Raw genomic sequence first — 16,368 nt, 5'->3', positions numbered from 1 at the left:
GATGGATGGACCGTCCATGCCGGAACCCGCCGCTCCACCCACCCCGCCGGTGCCGCTGGCCGCACTGCTCGCGGACGGCACCCTCGGCCTGCGCCTGATCGCCGGGCTCCCCGACGATCAGGCGCCGGTCGCGGTCCACTGGGTGCACACCTCGGAGATGGCCGACCCGTACCCGTATCTGCTCGGCGGTGAGCTGCTGCTGACGGCGGGCGTGCAGCTCACGGACGCGCACGCCGACACCTATGTACGGAGGGTCGTCGAAGCGGGCGCCGCCGCGCTCGGCTTCGGGGTCGCGCCGGTGTACGACACGGTCCCCGACAGCCTCGTCGAAGCGTGCGGCCGGCACGGGCTGCCTCTGCTGGAGATCCCCCGGCGCACGCCGTTCACCACCGTGGCGCGCGGGGTCTGGCGGCTGATGGCCGAGGCCCGCCACCGGGAGCTGCGCCGGGTCACCGAGGCCCAGCAGGGCCTCGCTGCCGCCGCCGCCCGCCCTGACCCGGTCCCCGCGGTACTGCGCCAGCTCGCGGGGCGGCTCGGTGGCCGCGCGGTCCTGTTCGCCCCGGACGGCGCCGAGCTGCACACCACGGGCCGGGACCCGGCGCCCGGATCCCGTACGGCCCTGGCCCGGCTGGCCCGCGTGGTGAACCCGCCGCACGGCACGGCCACCGACACCGTCGGCGGCGCGCACCTGGCCGCGTACGCGCTGGGCGGCGGCCAGGGCCTGGTACTCGGCGTCGCCGCGGGCGGCCGGGAGTCCGGCGACCACACCGTCACGGGCGTCGCCGTCGTCCTCCTGTCGCTGCTCACGGCGCCGCACCAGGGCGCGGCGGAGGCGGCACGCTCGGCGGCGCTCGTACGGCTCCTGCTGGGCGCCACGTCCGCCGAGGCGGCGCCGCTGCTCGGTCCGGGCCCCTGGACCGTGGTGCACGCGCACGGCGGTGACACGCCCTTCGCCCCCTCCGCGCTGGGGGCGGCCCTCGGCAGCGGTCTGGCCGAGTCGGACGGCACCACGGTGCGCGTCCTCACCGACCGCCCGGTCACCGCCCAGCCGGGCTGGACGCTCGGGGTGAGCGCGCCCGCCGACCCGGGCGGTCTGGCCGAGGCAGACACCCAGGCCGGGCGCGCGCTGCGCCGCGCGGAAGCCACCCGCGCCGCCCTCGTACAGCACCGCGCCCCCGACGCCTTCACCGCGCTCATCCCTCCTGAAGAGGCGGCGGCCCACGCCCGCGCCTTCCTCTCCCCGATCGCCGGCTCCCCCGCGCTGACGGAGACCCTGCGCACCTGGCTCTCCCTGCACGGCAGTTGGGACCGTACGGCCGTTGCCCTGTCGGTCCACCGCAACACGGTGCGCCAACGCGTCGCCCGCTGCGCGGCCCTGCTGGGGGCGGACCTTGACGAGGCCGATGTCCGGATGGAGTTGTGGTTCGCGCTGCGCCGAGTGTGACGTGCGCGACGGCTCGGACGCCGCCCTGGACACCCGTGCGAACCCCCCGGTAACTTGAGTGAGCAAGCGCTTAGAAACAGAGACTCAGCCCGAGTCGGACCGAGGGAGAGGGCTTCCGTGCGCCGTAGCGTCTACAACGAGGACCATGAGGCGTTCCGGGAGACTCTCCGCGCCTTCATCGAGGCCGAGGTCGTTCCCGTCTACGACGAGTGGTACGAGGCGGGGCTCGTCCCCCGCGAGTTCTACTACAAGCTGGGCGAGCTGGGCATCTTCGGTATCGAGGTGCCGGAGGAGTACGGCGGCGCGGGCGAGGAGTCGTTCAAGTTCCAGGCCGTCGTCTCCGAGGAGTGCGCTCGCGCGGGCGTCTCCTTCGGAGGGTCCAGCGTGCACGTCGCGCTCTGTCTGCCGTATGTGAAGGCGTACGCCACCGACGAGCAGAAGAAGCGGTGGCTGCCCGGCTTCGTGACCGGCGAGACCATGTACGCCATCGCCATGACCGAGCCCGGCACCGGCTCCGACCTCGCGGGCATGAAGACCACGGCCAAGCTCTCCGCCGACGGCTCGCACTATGTGCTCAACGGCGCCAAGACCTTCATCACCGGCGGTGTGCACGCCGACCGCGTCATCGTCTGCGCCCGCACCGCCCCGCCGAGCTCCGAGGACCGCAGGCACGGCATCTCGCTCTTCGTCGTGGACACCAAGTCCGAGGGGTACGCGGTCGGCCGCAAGCTCGACAAGCTGGGCCTGAAGTCCTCGGACACCGCCGAACTCTCCTTCAGCGACGTCAAGGTGCCCGTCGAGGACCTGCTCGGCGAGGAGCACAAGGGCTTCTCCTACCTCGGCCAGAATCTGCCGCAGGAGCGCCTGGGCATCGCCGTCGGCGCGTACGCGCAGGCGGCGGCCGCGATCCGGTTCGCCCAGAGTTACGTGCAGGACCGCACCGTCTTCGGCAAGACCGTCGCCTCCTTCCAGAACACCAAGTTCGAACTGGCCGCCTGCAAGGCGGAGGTCGACGCCGCCGAGGCGGTCTGCGACCGGGCCCTCGACGCCCACGACAAGGGCGAGCTCTCCGCCGCCGAGGCCGCGTCGGCGAAGCTCTTCTGTACGGAGGTCGCGCACCGCGTGATCGACAAGTGCCTTCAACTGCACGGCGGTTACGGCTACATGAACGAGTACCCCATCGCCCGCCTCTACGCGGACAACCGCGTCAACCGCATCTACGGTGGCACCAGCGAGGTCATGAAGATGATCATCGCCAAGTCCATGGGCCTGTAGGAACCGCGCGGGAGACTCGATCAGCACATGAACGCACTGGAGTCCCTCCTCGAACTGCTCGACCTGGAACGGATCGAGGAGGACATCTTCCGCGGTGTCAGCCGCTCGGCAGCGATCCCGCGCGTCTACGGCGGCCAGGTCGCCGCGCAGGCCCTGGTGGCCGCGGGCCGTACGGTCCCCGCCGACCGGCCCGCCCACTCCCTGCACTCGTACTTCCTGCGGGCGGGCGATCCGGGCGCGCCGATCGTCTACACGGTCGACCGCATCCGCGACGGCCGCTCCTTCACCACGCGCCGGGTCGTGGCCGTCCAGCACGGCCAGCCGATCTTCCATCTCTCGGCGTCGTTCCAGGCGTACGAGGAGGGCCTGGAGCACCAGGCGCCGATGCCGGAGGCGCCCGATCCGGAGTCGCTTCCCACTGCGGCCGAGACGCTGCCGCGCTACGCGGACCGGTTCGTCGACCCGTCCGTGGCCGACCGTCTGCTGGAGGCGCGCGCCGCGGTGGATCTGCGGTACGTCGACCCCCCGCCGTACGCCACGGCCGGGCAGCCGCGCGAGGCCCGTTCGCAGGTGTGGTTCCGTACGGTCGGCAAGCTCGCCGACGACCCGCTGCTGCACGTGTGCCTGGCGACGTACGTCTCCGACATGACGCTGCTCGACTCGGTGCTGCTCGCGCACGGCAGGGGCGGCTGGGCGACGGGCGACATCGTGGGGGCGAGCCTGGACCACGCGATGTGGTTCCACCGTCCCTTCCGCGCGGACGAATGGCTGCTGTACGACCAGACGTCGCCGTCCGCGTCCGGCGGCCGGGGGCTCGGCCAGGCGCGTATCCACACCCAGGACGGGCGGCTGGCGATCTCGGTGATCCAGGAGGGCGTCATGCGCGTGCCCAGGGAGTCCGGGAGCGGTGGCGGAGGCTCGGGGGCGGGGCACTCCGGGACGGGGCGCGACTGAGCCCGGCCGCTGTCCCTGTCCTCAGCGCCGGGCCGCTGTGATGCCGTGTGCCCCTCGCGGGGCGGGTGTTCGTGGTCAGACGGTGCTGGTGAGACCGGCCTCGTTCAGCAGATACTCCGTCATCGGGTCGTAGAAGCGCGGGTCCGTCACGTGGTCGTCCAGCGGGACCGTCACCTGGAGGGTGCCCTCGGCCTCGCCGATGAACAGCGCCGGGTCGTTGCAGTCCGCGTACCCGATCGAGTCGAGCCCCCGCTGCCCCGCACAGCCCGCCCAGCCGTGGTCGGCGAGCACCAGGTCCGGCTGCGGTCTGCCGTCGCGCTCCAGACCGTCCAGGATGGCGCGCATCGGCTCGGGCGAGTGGGTGTGCCAGAGCGTGGCGCCGCGCTCCAGCATCGCGACACCGGCGAACTGGAAGACCATGCCCTCGTCGGCCGTGAGTCCGCCGGGGATCCGGATGATCTCGCAGCCGGCCAGCCGCAGGGCGTCCGCCGTCTGCCGGTGCACGTCGAGCAGCCCGCCGGGGTGGCCGGTGGCGAACAGCACGCTCTCGCGGCCCGCCGCCGCCTTGCGCAGCCGCGCCGCCATCCGCTCCAGGGCGTCGACGGTCAGCTCGGGGTCGATGGTGTCCTGGCCGTGCCGGTGCCCGGGATCGTCGTTGACACCGCACCGCTCGGCCATCACGGCCAGCACGTCCTGCTCGTCGGTCCAGCGGTCACCGAGCTCCAGGCCCAGCCAGAAGTGGCGGTCGCCGTTGGCGAGCTTGCGGTAGTGGGAGAGGTTGTTGTCCCTGGGCGTGGCCACGTCTCCGGCGATACGCGTACGGACGAGGTGGTCGACGAGAGCTTCGCGGCTGGGTATCGGCATGAGCCCATTGTGCCGTCAGATGTACGCGCGGTGCCGCTCGTCCCGGTGACTGGACATACCGCACCGGAAACAGTGAACAGCGATCAGCAAGGGAGCCTCTTGTGGCAGCGACACCCGGCCTCGGCCGTCCCATGGAGAACTTCGCCCTGCCCGGCGGGGTGCTCGACGGGGACGACACCTTCGTAAGGAGGGAGTACCGCCTCGACGAGCACCGCGGCCGGCCGCTGGTCCTCGCCTTCTACCCCGGTGACAACACCAGCGTCTGCACGAGGCAGATGTGCTCGTACTCCAGCGGTCTGGAGACGTTCACCGAGCTGGGGGCGGAGGTGTGGGGCATCAGCCCGCAGGACGTCGACAGCCATGAGGGGTTCGCCCGTACGCACCGCCTGCGGATCCCGCTGCTCGCCGACACCGACCGGACGGTGGCGAGGGCGTTCGGGATCGCCGCGCCCGGGATCGGGCTGCGCCGCTCGGTCTTCCTGATCGCGCCGGACGGCACGCTGCACTGGAAGCACGTGGGGCTGTTCGGCGCGACGTTCCAGCCGGTGAAGACGCTGGCCAGGGAGCTGGCCGGCCTCCAGGTCTGAGTCGGCCTTCACGTACGCGTCGAGCCGTCCTCCTCCTCCCCGAGGGCGGCGAACGCGCCGTGCGCCAGACGGCGCAGGAGCGTCTCGGCCACCGCGCGGCGGGGGGTGCCGCGCCCGGTGGGGCTCAGATGCGGCGTCGAGTTCAGCAGGCCGAAGACGGCGTGCACGGCGCCGCGCGCGACCGGCTCGGGGAGATCCTCGTGGATCTCGCGGACGACGCCGACCCACAGCTCCACGTACTGGCGCTGGAGCTGCCGCACGAGCTTGCGGTCGCTGTCCCTGAGGCGGTCCAGTTCGCGGTCGTGCAGGGTGATCAGCGGGCGGTCGTCGAGGGCGAAGTCGATATGGCCGTCGATCAGCGAGGCGAGCACGGCCGCCGGGTCGCCGGTTGTCGCCGCCACCCGCTTCCTGCCGCCGTCCAGCAGCCGGCCGCTGATGCCGACCAGCAGTTCGGCGAGCATGGCGTCCTTGCCCGCGAAATGGCGGTACAGACCCGGCCCGCTGATACCGACGGCCGCCCCTATCTCGTCGACGCCCACGCCGTGGAACCCGCGCTCCGCGAAGAGCCTGGCCGCCTCGCTGAGGATCTGCTCGCGGCGCGTCGGGGCCGCGGTCCTGGTGCTCATGGAAACCCATTCTAGACAGGACGGTTAGCGGTCGTTAACCTGAGAGGGTACGTTAACGCTTATTAACCGTGCGAGGGAGCTCGACCGATGCAGCAGGCACCCGTGCTGGCGAGCGCCGCGGACCCGGCGGCCGAGGCCTGGCGCGCCAACGAGGCGGCGCATCAGGAGCTCTCCGGCGCCCTGCGCGACCGGCTCGCCGCGGCCCGCCTGGGCGGCGGCGAGAAGTCCCGCGCCCGGCATGTGGCGCGCGGGAAGCTGCTGCCCCGGGACCGGGTGGACACCCTGCTGGACCCCGGCTCGCCCTTCCTGGAGCTGGCCCCGCTGGCGGCCGAGGGCATGTACGGCGGACAGGCGCCCGCGGCCGGGGTGATCGCCGGCATCGGCCGGGTCAGCGGCCGTGAGGTGGTCGTGGTCGCCAACGACGCCACGGTCAAGGGCGGGACGTATTACCCGATGACGGTGAAGAAGCATCTGCGCGCCCAGGAGGTCGCGCTGGAGAACAGACTGCCGTGCGTCTATCTCGTGGACTCGGGCGGCGCCTTCCTGCCGATGCAGGACGAGGTCTTCCCCGACCGTGACCACTTCGGCCGGATCTTCTACAACCAGGCGCGGATGTCCGGCGCCGGCATCCCGCAGATCGCGGCCGTCCTCGGCTCCTGCACGGCGGGCGGCGCCTATGTGCCCGCGATGAGCGACGAGGCCGTGATCGTCCGCGACCAGGGCACGATCTTCCTGGGCGGCCCGCCCCTGGTGAAGGCGGCGACGGGCGAGGTCGTCACCGCGGAGGAGCTGGGCGGCGGCGAGGTCCACTCCCGTACGTCGGGGGTCACCGACCATCTCGCCGAGGACGACGCGCACGCGCTGCGGATCGTGCGCACGATCGTCTCGACGCTCCCCGGGCGCGGCCCGCTGCCCTGGCGGGTCGAGCCGGTGGAGGAGCCGAAGGTCGACCCCATGGGGCTGTACGGGGCGGTGCCGGTCGACTCGCGCACGCCGTACGACGTGCGTGAGGTCATCGCGCGGCTCGTGGACGGCTCGCGGTTCGCGGAGTTCAAGTCCGAGTTCGGTACGACCCTGGTCACCGGCTTCGCCAGGATCCACGGCCACCCGGTGGGGATCGTCGCCAACAACGGCATCCTGTTCTCCGAATCGGCCCAGAAGGGCGCGCACTTCATCGAGCTGTGCGACCAGCGCGGCATCCCGCTGCTCTTCCTCCAGAACATCTCGGGGTTCATGGTCGGCAAGGCGTACGAGGCGGGCGGCATCGCCAAGCACGGCGCGAAGATGGTGACGGCGGTGGCGTGCGCGCGCGTGCCGAAGCTCACCGTCGTGGTCGGCGGCTCGTACGGCGCGGGGAACTACTCGATGTGCGGCCGGGCCTACTCGCCCCGCTTCCTGTGGATGTGGCCCAACGCCAAGATCTCGGTGATGGGCGGTGAGCAGGCCGCCTCCGTGCTCGCGACGGTCAAGCGCGACCAGATCGAGGGACGCGGCGAACAGTGGCCGGCCGAGGAGGAAGAGGCGTTCAAGGACCCGGTGCGCGCGCAGTACGAGACCCAGGGCAACGCCTACTACGCCACGGCGCGGCTCTGGGACGACGGGGTGATCGATCCGCTGGAGACCCGTCAGGTGGTGGGTCTGGCGCTGACGGCCTGCGCGAACGCCCCGCTTCCCCAGAAGGACAGCAACGCCCCCGGCTTCGGCGTCTTCCGGATGTGAGTGACACATGACCTCCCTGCACACCACCACCGCGCACACGACCCTCCCGCGCACCGCCCCGCACACGAGTGCTCCGCGTCCGGCGGGCATGTTCGACACGGTCCTCGTCGCGAACCGCGGCGAGATCGCGGTCCGCGTCATCCGTACGCTGCGCGCGCTCGGCATCCGTTCCGTCGCGGTCTTCAGCGACGCCGACGCGGACGCCCGGCATGTACGTGAGGCGGACACCGCGGTCCGGATCGGCCCGGCGCCCGCCTCCGAGAGCTATCTCGTGAGCGAGCGCCTGCTGGAGGCCGCGGCCCGCTCGGGCGCCCAGGCGGTCCATCCGGGCTACGGCTTCCTCGCGGAGAACGCGGCCTTCGCGCAGGCGTGCGCGGACGCCGGTCTCGTCTTCATCGGGCCGACTGCCTCCGCCATCTCCCTGATGGGCGACAAGATCCGCGCCAAGGAGACCGTGGCGGCGGCGGGTGTGCCGGTGGTGCCCGGTTCGTCGGGCAGCGGGCTGACCGACGACCAACTGGCCGACGCGGCCAGGGAGATCGGGATGCCGGTGCTGCTGAAGCCGTCGGCGGGCGGCGGCGGCAAGGGCATGCGGCTCACGCGGCTGGAGTCGGCCCTGCGCGACGAGATCGCCGCGGCCCGGCGCGAGGCCCGCGCGTCCTTCGGCGACGACACGCTTCTGGTCGAGCGGTGGATCGACCGGCCACGCCATATCGAGATCCAGGTGCTGGCCGACGGACACGGCAATGTGGTCCATCTCGGCGAGCGCGAGTGCTCGTTGCAGCGCCGCCACCAGAAGATCATCGAGGAGGCGCCGTCCGTCCTGCTGGACGAGAAGACGCGGGAGGAGATGGGCGAGGCCGCCGTGCGGGCGGCGCGCTCCTGCGGCTACCGGGGCGCGGGGACGGTCGAGTTCATCGTCCCGGGCGACGACCCGGGGTCGTACTTCTTCATGGAGATGAACACCCGCCTCCAGGTGGAGCACCCCGTCACCGAGCTGGTCACCGGCCTGGACCTGGTCGAGTGGCAGCTGCGTGTCGCCGCCGGTGAACGGCTCCCGTTCACCCAGGAGGACATCACCCTCACCGGGCACGCCATCGAGGCCCGCGTCTGCGCGGAGGACCCCGCGCGCGGCTTCCTTCCCTCGGGCGGTCGGGTGCTGGCGCTGCGCGAGCCGGCGGGTGACGGCGTACGGACCGACTCCGGTCTGAGCGAGGGCACGGAGGTCGGGAGCCTGTACGACCCGATGCTGTCGAAGGTGATCGTGCACGCGCCCGACCGCGCGACGGCGCTGCGCAGGCTGCGGGCGGCGCTGGCGGAGACGGTGACGCTGGGCGTCCCGACGAACGCCGGCTTCCTGCGGAGGCTGCTGGCCCACCCCGCCGTGGTGGCGGGCGAGCTGGACACCGGCCTGGTGGAGCGGGACGCGGACTCGCTGGTGCCGGCGGAGGTGCCGGTGGAGGTGTACGAAGCGGCGGCGGCGGTACGGGAGTCGGAGCTGGCCCCCGCGCCCGCGAGCACCCCGGGCTCCGGCTGGACCGACCCCTTCTCCGTACCGAACGGCTGGCGGATGGGCGGCATGGCCGTGCCGGTCACCCACCATCTGCGTATCGCGGGACATGAACCCGTTGCTCACCGGCTGCTCGGCTCCGGCCCGTCGCACGTGGAGCCCGGCCGCGTCACCGTGACCGTGGGCGGGATGACGCACACGTTCCACCGGGCGGACGACTGGCTCGGCAGGGACGGCGACAGCTGGCACGTACAGGACCACGACCCGGTCGAGGCGGCCCTGCTCGGCGCCGCGGGCGCGGGAGGGCTCGACGCGCTCACCGCCCCCATGCCCGGCACGGTCACGGTCGTCAAGGTGGCGGTCGGGGACGAAGTGGTCGCGGGCCAGGGCCTGTTGGTGGTCGAGGCGATGAAGATGGAGCACGTCGTCTCGGCCCCGCACGAGGGCACGGTCACGGAGCTGGACGTCACGGTGGGCTCCACCGTCGCCATGGACCAGGTGCTGGCCGTGGTCGCGCCGATCGCGCCCGCCACGACCACCGAGGCTCCCGCGACTGCCGAGGAGGAGAAATGACACTCCCGATGACGGTCATGGACGAGGGTCTGCCGACCCGGATCCGGATCCACGAGGTCGGCGCGCGCGACGGCCTCCAGAACGAGTCGACGATCGTCCCGACCGAGATCAAGGCGGAGTTCATCCACCGCCTCGCCGCCGCCGGGCTCACCACCATCGAGGCGACGAGCTTCGTCCACCCCAAGTGGGTGCCCCAACTGGCCGACGCCGAGCGGCTGTTCCCGATGGTGCGGGACCTGGAGAGCGTCCGGCTGCCCGTCCTCGTACCGAACGCCCGCGGACTGGACCGGGCGCTCGCCCTCGGTGTCCGTCAGGTGGCCGTCTTCGCCAGCGCGACCGAGTCCTTCGCCAAGGCCAATCTGAACCGGTCCCTTGACGAGTCCCTCGCCATGTTCGAGCCGGTCGTCGCCCGCGCCCGCGACGAGCGGCTCCATGTCCGGGGTTACTTGTCGATGTGCTTCGGCGACCCGTGGGAGGGGCCTGTCCCCGTCGACCAGGTCGCCCGGGTCGTCCGGGCCCTTGTCGACATGGGCTGCGACGAGGTGAGCCTCGGCGACACGATCGGCGTGGCCACCCCCGGCCATGTGCAGAGCCTGCTCGCCACGCTCATCGAGGAGGGCGTGCACGTCTCCAGGATCGGGGTGCACTTCCACGACACGTACGGCCAGGCGCTCGCCAACACCTTCGCCGCGCTCCAGCACGGGGTGACCACCGTCGACGCGTCGGCGGGCGGCCTCGGCGGCTGCCCGTTCGCCAAGAGCGCCACGGGGAATCTCGCCACCGAAGACCTCCTGTGGATGCTGCAAGGCCTCGGTATCTCCACCGGGGTGGATCTCGGCCTGCTCACCGCCACCAGCGTGTGGATGGCCGAACAATTGGGACGCCCCAGCCCCTCGCGCACCGTAAGCGCCCTCTCCCACAAGGAGTCCTAGCCATGCCCCTGGACCACCGGCTCTCCGACGAGCACGAGGAACTGCGCCGTACCGTCGAGGCGTTCGCGCAGGACGTCGTCGCGCCCAAGATCGGCGACTTCTACGAGCGGCACGAGTTCCCCTACGAGATCGTGCGCGAGATGGGCCGGATGGGCCTGTTCGGCCTGCCCTTCCCGGAGGAGTACGGCGGTATGGGCGGCGACTACATGGCGCTCGGCATCGCTCTGGAGGAGCTGGCCCGCGTCGACTCGTCCGTGGCCATCACCCTCGAAGCGGGCGTCTCGCTCGGCGCGATGCCGCTGCATCTCTTCGGTACGCAGGAGCAGAAGCGGGAGTGGCTGCCGCGCCTGTGCTCCGGCGAGATCCTCGGTGCCTTCGGTCTGACCGAGCCCGAGGCCGGCTCGGACGCGGGCGGCACGCGCACCACGGCCGTGCGGGACGGCGACGAGTGGGTCATCAACGGCTCGAAGTGCTTCATCACCAACTCGGGTACGGACATCACCGGTCTGGTCACGGTCACGGCGGTCACCGGCCGCACCGAGGAGGGCCGCCCGGAGATCTCCTCGATCATCGTCCCCTCCGGCACCCCGGGCTTCACGGTCGCGGCCCCGTACTCGAAGGTCGGCTGGAACGCGTCGGACACCCGCGAGCTGTCCTTCTCCGACGTCCGGGTGCCGCTGGCGAATCTGGTCGGCACGGAGGGCCGCGGGTACGCCCAGTTCCTCCGCATCCTGGACGAGGGCCGCATCGCGATCTCCGCGCTGGCGACCGGGCTGGCGCAGGGCTGTGTGGACGAGTCGGTGAAGTACGCGAAGGAGCGCCACGCCTTCGGCCGGCCGATCGGGGCGAACCAGGCGATCCAGTTCAAGATCGCCGACATGGAGATGCGGGCGCACATGGCCCGTCTCGGCTGGCGCGACGCGGCCTCCCGCCTGGTCCACGGCGAGCCCTTCAAGAAGGAGGCCGCGCTGGCGAAGCTCTACTCCTCGACGGTGGCCGTGGACAACGCCCGCGAGGCCACCCAGATCCACGGCGGCTACGGCTTCATGAACGAGTATCCGGTCGCCCGCATGTGGCGCGACTCCAAGATCCTGGAGATCGGCGAGGGCACGAGCGAGGTCCAGCGCATGCTGATCGCCCGGGAGTTGGGACTGTAGCCCCCCGGCGGGTGCGGTGGTTGCCGGGTTCGTACGACCTGGCCCTCGTGCTGACCGGTCCGTCCTCAATCACCGGACGGGCTCAGTGGTCGCGGTGGTTGCCGGGTGCCGCTCCGGGGTCATGCGCGGACGGAATCGACACCCACCATCCCTCACCGGCGCCCCAGTACACACAGGCAAGGAAGGTTAGGCTAACCTACCTGAACTGCCCACCGGCCGGTCTCCGGCGCGTACGAAAGCGGACATCGACATGCCCAACGCACTCCATTCGCCCCTCAGCCGCCGCGGGCTCCTCGCCGCGGGCGGTGCCGTCGGCCTCGGAGTCGCGCTCGCCGCGTGCGGGAACAGCGACGACGACAAGGGGGAATCGGACGCGGCCGGCGACGCGAAGGCGGGCCCCTGGTCCTTCAAGGACGACCGCGGCGAGACGGCCGAGGCGGACAGCGTCCCCAAGAGCATCGTCGCCTTCACCGGCACCGCCGCCGCGCTCCACGACTACGGGATCGAGGTCAAGGGCGTCTTCGGACCGACCACCACCAAGGACGGCAAGCCGGACATCCAGGCGGGTGACCTCGATGTCACCAAGGTCGAGATACTCGGCAACGTCTGGGGCGAGTTCAACGTCGAGAAGTACGCGGCGCTCGCCCCGGAGCTGCTCGTCACCGCCCAGTGGGTCAAGGGTGAACTCTGGTACGTCCCCGAGCAGTCCACGGACAAGATCCTCAAGCTGGCCCCCAGCGTGGCGCTCCTGGCCGCGGAGACCACCGTCCCCAAGGCGATCCAGCGCCACGCGGACCTCGCCGAGTCCCTGGGTGCGGATCTGAAGGCCAAGAAGGTCACCGACGCGAAGGCCAGATTCGAGAAGGCGGCGGGCCGGCTGCGGGCTGCTGCGAAGTCCCGGCCGGAGATCAGGGTGATGGCCGGCTCGGCGAGCCAGGACCTGTTCTACGTCTCGCTCGCCAAGATGTCCGCCGACACCCTCTACTTCCAGGAGCTCGGGGTGCGGTTCGTGGAGCCGAAGGTGAACGCGCAGGGCTTCTTCGAGGAGCTGAGCTGGGAGAACGTCGACAAGTACCCGGCCGACATCATCATGATGGACAACCGTTCCTCCGCCCTCCAGCCCGACGCCCTGGCATCGAAGCCGACTTGGGCGCGGCTGCCCGCGGTCAAGGCGGGCCAGGTCGTTCCGCGCGTCTCGGAGCCCATCTACTCGTACGACAAGTGCGCGCCGATCCTCGAAGATCTCGCCGCCGCCATCGAGAAGGCCGGGAAGGCCGCCTGATCGGCCGGTACGCCGTGCGGGTGCGCGGCGGTCCGCCACGCGTCGGTCACCGCGTGACGTGCCTGCGCGGTGGCGGTCGCCGGATCACCGGTCAGCCGCACCGGGGCGCCGATGTGCACCCGCAGGTCAGGGCGGCGCAGGGGCGCGGTCGCCAGGCCCGCGAACTGCCTTAAGGCACCGCCCGAGGTGACGCGCCGGGCGCCGCTCTGTCCGAGGGGGACCACGGGCGCGCCGGTGGCGGCGGCGAGCCGGGCCAGGCCCGTACGGAACGGGCGGGGCGGCTGCTCGGTGGCGTCCCCGCCCTCCGGGATGCCGCCCTCGCCGTAGATGAGGACGAGCCGGCCACGCGCGAGCGCCGCCGCCGCGTCATCGAGGCAGCCGGCGGCCCGTGGGTCGGCGCGCCGGACGGGGACATGCCCGCCACGCACGAGCGCGCGCCCGAGGAGCGGTACGCGCCACAGCCCCGCCGCCGCCATCACGACGGGCTCGACACCCAGTTGACGCAGCGCGGCGAGCACGATCGCCGGATCGCTGAGCGAGGTGTGGTTCGCGGCGACGATGCTGCCGGGCGCCAACTCCCCCTCGGCGTCCACCGTGACCGTGAGACGCCCGAAGAACGGCACCAGTGCGGCGGCAGTACGGCTGAGCATGAGAAGCCTCCGGTGTGGACGGCGGACGATGCCTCCCATGCTCGCCAACTCCGCGTACGGCGGCGTGAGTACCGGTACTCAACCGCCGGCCCGGGACGCCCTAGGGCCTGTCTCTTTGACCGTTTGTGGTCAGCGATGGAGGTCATCGGCGCGGAGGGAGTCCGCCGAGGCTGCGGCTCGCTCAGCGTTATTGGTCTCGCCGTTCGTCTGCGGCGTGCGCTATCGCTCAGAGGCACGCTGCGCCCTACGGCGGCGACGGAGTGTGCTTCTCCGGGGAGGTGGTCCTCGGCGATCTGGCTGCGTTCCGGTGGTGGGTGTCATACCTGAGGAGGGCATGAGCGGGTGCACCTCGTGCGATTTCACCAGGCCGAAGTGGCAGCAGACGCACGATGCCGCGATGAGGGCCGGTCAGCCAGCCTTGAGTCCTACCCAAGACCAGAAATGGAGACTCCCGACTCGTGGCTACATTCCTCTATCGCCTTGGCCGTACGGCCTTCCAACGGCGCTGGTCCGTCCTACTTGTGTGGGTGGCCGTCCTCGTCGCCGTCGGTGCCGGTGCCGCTACGGCGCCCGCAGCCAAGGAAGACGGCTCCTTCATGCCCGGGATCGAGGCGCAGAAGGCATTCGATCTGATGGAGGAGCGCTTCCCTTGGGCACATTCCGGCGGGGCTGACGCCCGGATCGTTTTCGTCGCCCCTGACGGTCAGAAGATCACCGCACCTGGCAATCGGGCAGTCATCGACGATCTCGTCGACGAGATCGGCGGCGGTGCCCAGACCGGCTCCGTGGTGAGCCCGTTCCAGGCGAAGGCCGTGAGCAAGGATGCCGAGACGGCGTACGCGACCGTCACCTACAAGGTGGCGGCCGACGACCTCACCGACGCCACCAAGAAGTCGCTGGAAAGCGCGATCGATGTCGCTCAGAAGCACGGCCTGACCGTCGAGGTGGGTGGAACCGCACTGGCGACGCAGCCGGCGGCGGGCGGCGGGGCCGAGGGCATGGGTATCGCCCTTGCGGCGGTCGTGCTGCTGATCACGTTCGGTTCACTGGCAGCCGTCGGTCTGCCGTTGCTCACCGCGATCATCGGGGTCGGCATCAGCATGGCCTCGATCCTGGCTCTGGGCAGCACTTTTGGTCTGTCGATAACGACCGGCACGCTGGCCAGCATGCTCGGCCTCGCCGTGGGGATCGACTACGCACTGTTCGTCGTCTCGCGCTACCGCGAGGAGCGCGCCAAGGGACGTGCCCCCCAGGAGGCAGCTGGTCTCGCGGCGGGGACCGCCGGTTCAGCGGTCGTCTTCGCCGGGCTCACGGTGGTCATCGCGCTTGCCGGCCTCACTGTGGTCGGTGTTCCGATGCTGAGCAAGATGGGCCTTGCCGCGGCCGGTGCCGTCGTGATCGCCGTCCTCATCGCGCTCACCCTTGTCCCGGCGCTGCTCGGCTTCTGGCCGAACGCCGTCCTCTCGCGCAAGACACGCAAGCACAACCGCAGCGGCCAGCAGCACGACGGCACTCCGCAGACCAATGGCGGGACCCGCTGGGCGCGATTCATACTGCGCCGCCCGGTTCCGGTCCTCCTCGCCGGTGTCGCCGGTCTGGGAGTCCTCGCGCTGCCGGTGACAGATCTTCAGATGGGCATGCCGGGCGAGGAGTCCAAGCCCACCTCGACCACCGAACGCCGCGCCTATGACGCGCTCGCCGACGGCTTCGGTGCCGGCTTCAACGGTCCGCTGACCATCGTGGTGGATGCCAAGGGTGCTGCCGAGCCGAAGTCCGCGGTCGAGACCATCGTCAAGGAGATCGACGCCACCGACGGAGTCGTCTCCGTCTCACCGGCCAAGTTCAACCCTGCGGGCGATACCGCGATGTTCTCAGCCGTACCGACTACCGGACCGACCGACGAGACCACCAAGGAACTCATTCACACCATCCGCGCTGATCGGGCCGCGACCGAGTCGTCCACGGGCACCACATTCGAGGTGACGGGCAGTACGGCGATGAACATCGACGTCGCCCAGGCGCTGCAGAACGCCCTGGTGCCGTACCTGGCAGTCATTGTGGGCTTGGCCTTCGTTCTCCTGCTGGTCGTCTTCAGGTCCGTACTGGTCCCCATCAAGGCGGCCCTCGGCTTCCTGCTGTCGGTCCTGGCGGCCCTCGGCTCGGTCGTCGCGGTCTTCCAGTGGGGCTGGGGCGCCGGGCTGCTCGGCGTCGAGCAGCCCAGTCCGATCATGAGCCTCATGCCGATCTTCCTGGTCGGCATCGTCTTCGGCCTCGCAATGGACTACGAGGTCTTCCTCGTGGCGCGCATGCGAGAGGCGTACGTCCACGGCGACCGGCCCGCCCAGGCGGTCGTCACCGGATTCCGACACAGCTCCCGCGTCGTCGTCGCAGCCGCACTCATCATGATCGCCGTGTTCTCCGCATTCATTGCCTCCGCCGAGCCGATGATCAAGACCATCGGGTTCGGCCTCGCGATCGCCGTGCTCTTCGACGCGTTCGTCGTCCGCATGGCCCTCGTGCCGGCCGTCCTCGCCCTGCTCGGCGACAGGGCCTGGTGGCTGCCCCGCTGGCTCGACAGGGCACTGCCCAACGTCGACGTCGAAGGCGAAGCACTCCAGTCACCACCCTCCACCGAGCTGCAGCACGACAAGGAAATGGTGCGTATGTGACCGGCCCTGGGCCCTGTGATCTGGCGGCACCAAGGCATGACTGTCCACCGTCCGGCGGCACTCGGGAGAACGACCGGCTCGGCAGCCGGCTTGATGGATGCCAAGCAAGGTGCACAGGCTGTTACC

The 16,368-nt window shown here is 71.0% G+C and carries 13 protein-coding genes; 10 read left to right on the top strand and 3 right to left on the bottom strand.

Features of this window, described 5'->3' with window-relative positions; genetic code table 11:
- Positions 1-16 precede the first annotated feature (16 nt).
- The 3 genes from OIE74_RS25405 to OIE74_RS25395 all read left to right on the top strand — a co-directional run bounded on the left by OIE74_RS25405 (position 17) and on the right by OIE74_RS25395 (position 3,673).
- Positions 17-1,444, top strand: a complete 1,428-nt coding sequence (locus OIE74_RS25405) for a PucR family transcriptional regulator (RefSeq protein ID WP_329387425.1) — start codon at positions 17-19, stop codon at positions 1,442-1,444.
- Positions 1,445-1,561: 117 nt separating this feature from the next.
- Positions 1,562-2,719, top strand: coding sequence for an acyl-CoA dehydrogenase family protein (locus OIE74_RS25400; protein WP_329387423.1), 1,158 nt, complete (start codon positions 1,562-1,564; stop codon positions 2,717-2,719).
- Positions 2,720-2,746: 27 nt separating this feature from the next.
- Positions 2,747-3,673 carry an acyl-CoA thioesterase gene (locus OIE74_RS25395; protein WP_329387421.1) on the top strand — a complete coding sequence of 309 codons (927 nt, stop codon included), beginning with the start codon at positions 2,747-2,749 and terminating at the stop codon, positions 3,671-3,673.
- A gap of 75 nt (positions 3,674-3,748) precedes the next feature.
- Here the strand turns inward: OIE74_RS25395 and OIE74_RS25390 are convergent, their stop codons facing one another.
- A complete protein-coding gene (locus OIE74_RS25390) occupies positions 3,749-4,537 on the bottom strand; it encodes a phosphatase (protein ID WP_329387419.1) in 789 nt (262 codons plus the stop codon).
- A gap of 101 nt (positions 4,538-4,638) precedes the next feature.
- Here OIE74_RS25390 and OIE74_RS25385 point away from each other — a divergent pair, with 101 nt between their 5' ends.
- Positions 4,639-5,124: a peroxiredoxin gene (locus OIE74_RS25385; RefSeq protein ID WP_329387417.1), complete on the top strand. Its 486-nt coding sequence runs from the start codon at positions 4,639-4,641 to the stop codon at positions 5,122-5,124.
- Positions 5,125-5,132: 8 nt separating this feature from the next.
- Here OIE74_RS25385 and OIE74_RS25380 read toward each other — a convergent pair whose 3' ends face one another.
- Entirely contained in the window at positions 5,133-5,750 is a 618-nt protein-coding gene (locus tag OIE74_RS25380; protein ID WP_329387414.1) for an SACE_7040 family transcriptional regulator, read from the bottom strand.
- Between the two features lie 87 nt (positions 5,751-5,837).
- On the opposite strand from OIE74_RS25380, the gene OIE74_RS25375 reads away from it, so the two are divergent.
- The 5 genes from OIE74_RS25375 (at position 5,838) to OIE74_RS25355 (ending at position 12,923) form a co-directional block, all read left to right on the top strand.
- Positions 5,838-7,469: a carboxyl transferase domain-containing protein gene (locus tag OIE74_RS25375; RefSeq protein ID WP_329387412.1), complete on the top strand. Its 1,632-nt coding sequence runs from the start codon at positions 5,838-5,840 to the stop codon at positions 7,467-7,469.
- Positions 7,470-7,557: 88 nt separating this feature from the next.
- On the top strand, positions 7,558-9,552 hold the full coding sequence (locus tag OIE74_RS25370) for an acetyl/propionyl/methylcrotonyl-CoA carboxylase subunit alpha (RefSeq protein WP_329392437.1): 1,995 nt from the start codon (positions 7,558-7,560) through the stop codon (positions 9,550-9,552).
- Positions 9,549-10,484, top strand: a complete 936-nt coding sequence (locus tag OIE74_RS25365) for a hydroxymethylglutaryl-CoA lyase (protein ID WP_329387410.1) — start codon at positions 9,549-9,551, stop codon at positions 10,482-10,484. Before OIE74_RS25370 ends, OIE74_RS25365 begins: the two co-directional genes overlap by 4 nt.
- 2 nt (positions 10,485-10,486) lie before the next feature.
- On the top strand, positions 10,487-11,641 hold the full coding sequence (locus tag OIE74_RS25360) for an acyl-CoA dehydrogenase family protein (RefSeq protein ID WP_329387408.1): 1,155 nt from the start codon (positions 10,487-10,489) through the stop codon (positions 11,639-11,641).
- 250 nt (positions 11,642-11,891) lie between these two features.
- Positions 11,892-12,923 (top strand): ABC transporter substrate-binding protein, encoded by a 1,032-nt coding sequence (locus OIE74_RS25355; protein WP_329387407.1) that lies wholly within the window; start codon positions 11,892-11,894, stop codon positions 12,921-12,923.
- Here OIE74_RS25355 and OIE74_RS25350 read toward each other — a convergent pair.
- Complete coding sequence (locus OIE74_RS25350; protein ID WP_329387405.1) at positions 12,848-13,573, bottom strand: lysophospholipid acyltransferase family protein; 726 nt, start codon at positions 13,571-13,573, stop codon at positions 12,848-12,850. The two genes, OIE74_RS25355 and OIE74_RS25350, sit on opposite strands and share 76 nt — an antisense overlap.
- Positions 13,574-14,031: 458 nt before the next feature.
- On the opposite strand from OIE74_RS25350, the gene OIE74_RS25345 reads away from it, so the two are divergent.
- Complete coding sequence (locus OIE74_RS25345; RefSeq protein WP_329387402.1) at positions 14,032-16,242, top strand: MMPL family transporter; 2,211 nt, start codon at positions 14,032-14,034, stop codon at positions 16,240-16,242.
- Positions 16,243-16,368: the final 126 nt, after the last annotated feature.

The sequence above is a fragment of the Streptomyces sp. NBC_01716 genome, from assembly GCF_036248275.1.
Taxonomy (GTDB): domain Bacteria; phylum Actinomycetota; class Actinomycetes; order Streptomycetales; family Streptomycetaceae; genus Streptomyces.
This window is presented reverse-complemented; position numbering and strand designations above follow the sequence as displayed.

What these genes read in the sequence shown, in the direction of transcription:
- OIE74_RS25405 (WP_329387425.1), top strand. Translation starts at nt 17, where the DNA reads ATGCCGGAACCCGCCGCTCCACCCACCCCGCCGGTGCCGCTGGCCGCA.
- OIE74_RS25395 (WP_329387421.1), top strand. Translation starts at nt 2,747, where the DNA reads ATGAACGCACTGGAGTCCCTCCTCGAACTGCTCGACCTGGAACGGATC.
- OIE74_RS25390 (WP_329387419.1), bottom strand. Translation starts at nt 4,537, where the DNA reads ATGCCGATACCCAGCCGCGAAGCTCTCGTCGACCACCTCGTCCGTACG.
- OIE74_RS25380 (WP_329387414.1), bottom strand. Translation starts at nt 5,750, where the DNA reads ATGAGCACCAGGACCGCGGCCCCGACGCGCCGCGAGCAGATCCTCAGC.
- OIE74_RS25375 (WP_329387412.1), top strand. Translation starts at nt 5,838, where the DNA reads ATGCAGCAGGCACCCGTGCTGGCGAGCGCCGCGGACCCGGCGGCCGAG.
- OIE74_RS25370 (WP_329392437.1), top strand. Translation starts at nt 7,558, where the DNA reads ATGTTCGACACGGTCCTCGTCGCGAACCGCGGCGAGATCGCGGTCCGC.
- OIE74_RS25365 (WP_329387410.1), top strand. Translation starts at nt 9,549, where the DNA reads ATGACACTCCCGATGACGGTCATGGACGAGGGTCTGCCGACCCGGATC.
- OIE74_RS25360 (WP_329387408.1), top strand. Translation starts at nt 10,487, where the DNA reads ATGCCCCTGGACCACCGGCTCTCCGACGAGCACGAGGAACTGCGCCGT.
- OIE74_RS25355 (WP_329387407.1), top strand. Translation starts at nt 11,892, where the DNA reads ATGCCCAACGCACTCCATTCGCCCCTCAGCCGCCGCGGGCTCCTCGCC.
- OIE74_RS25350 (WP_329387405.1), bottom strand. Translation starts at nt 13,573, where the DNA reads ATGCTCAGCCGTACTGCCGCCGCACTGGTGCCGTTCTTCGGGCGTCTC.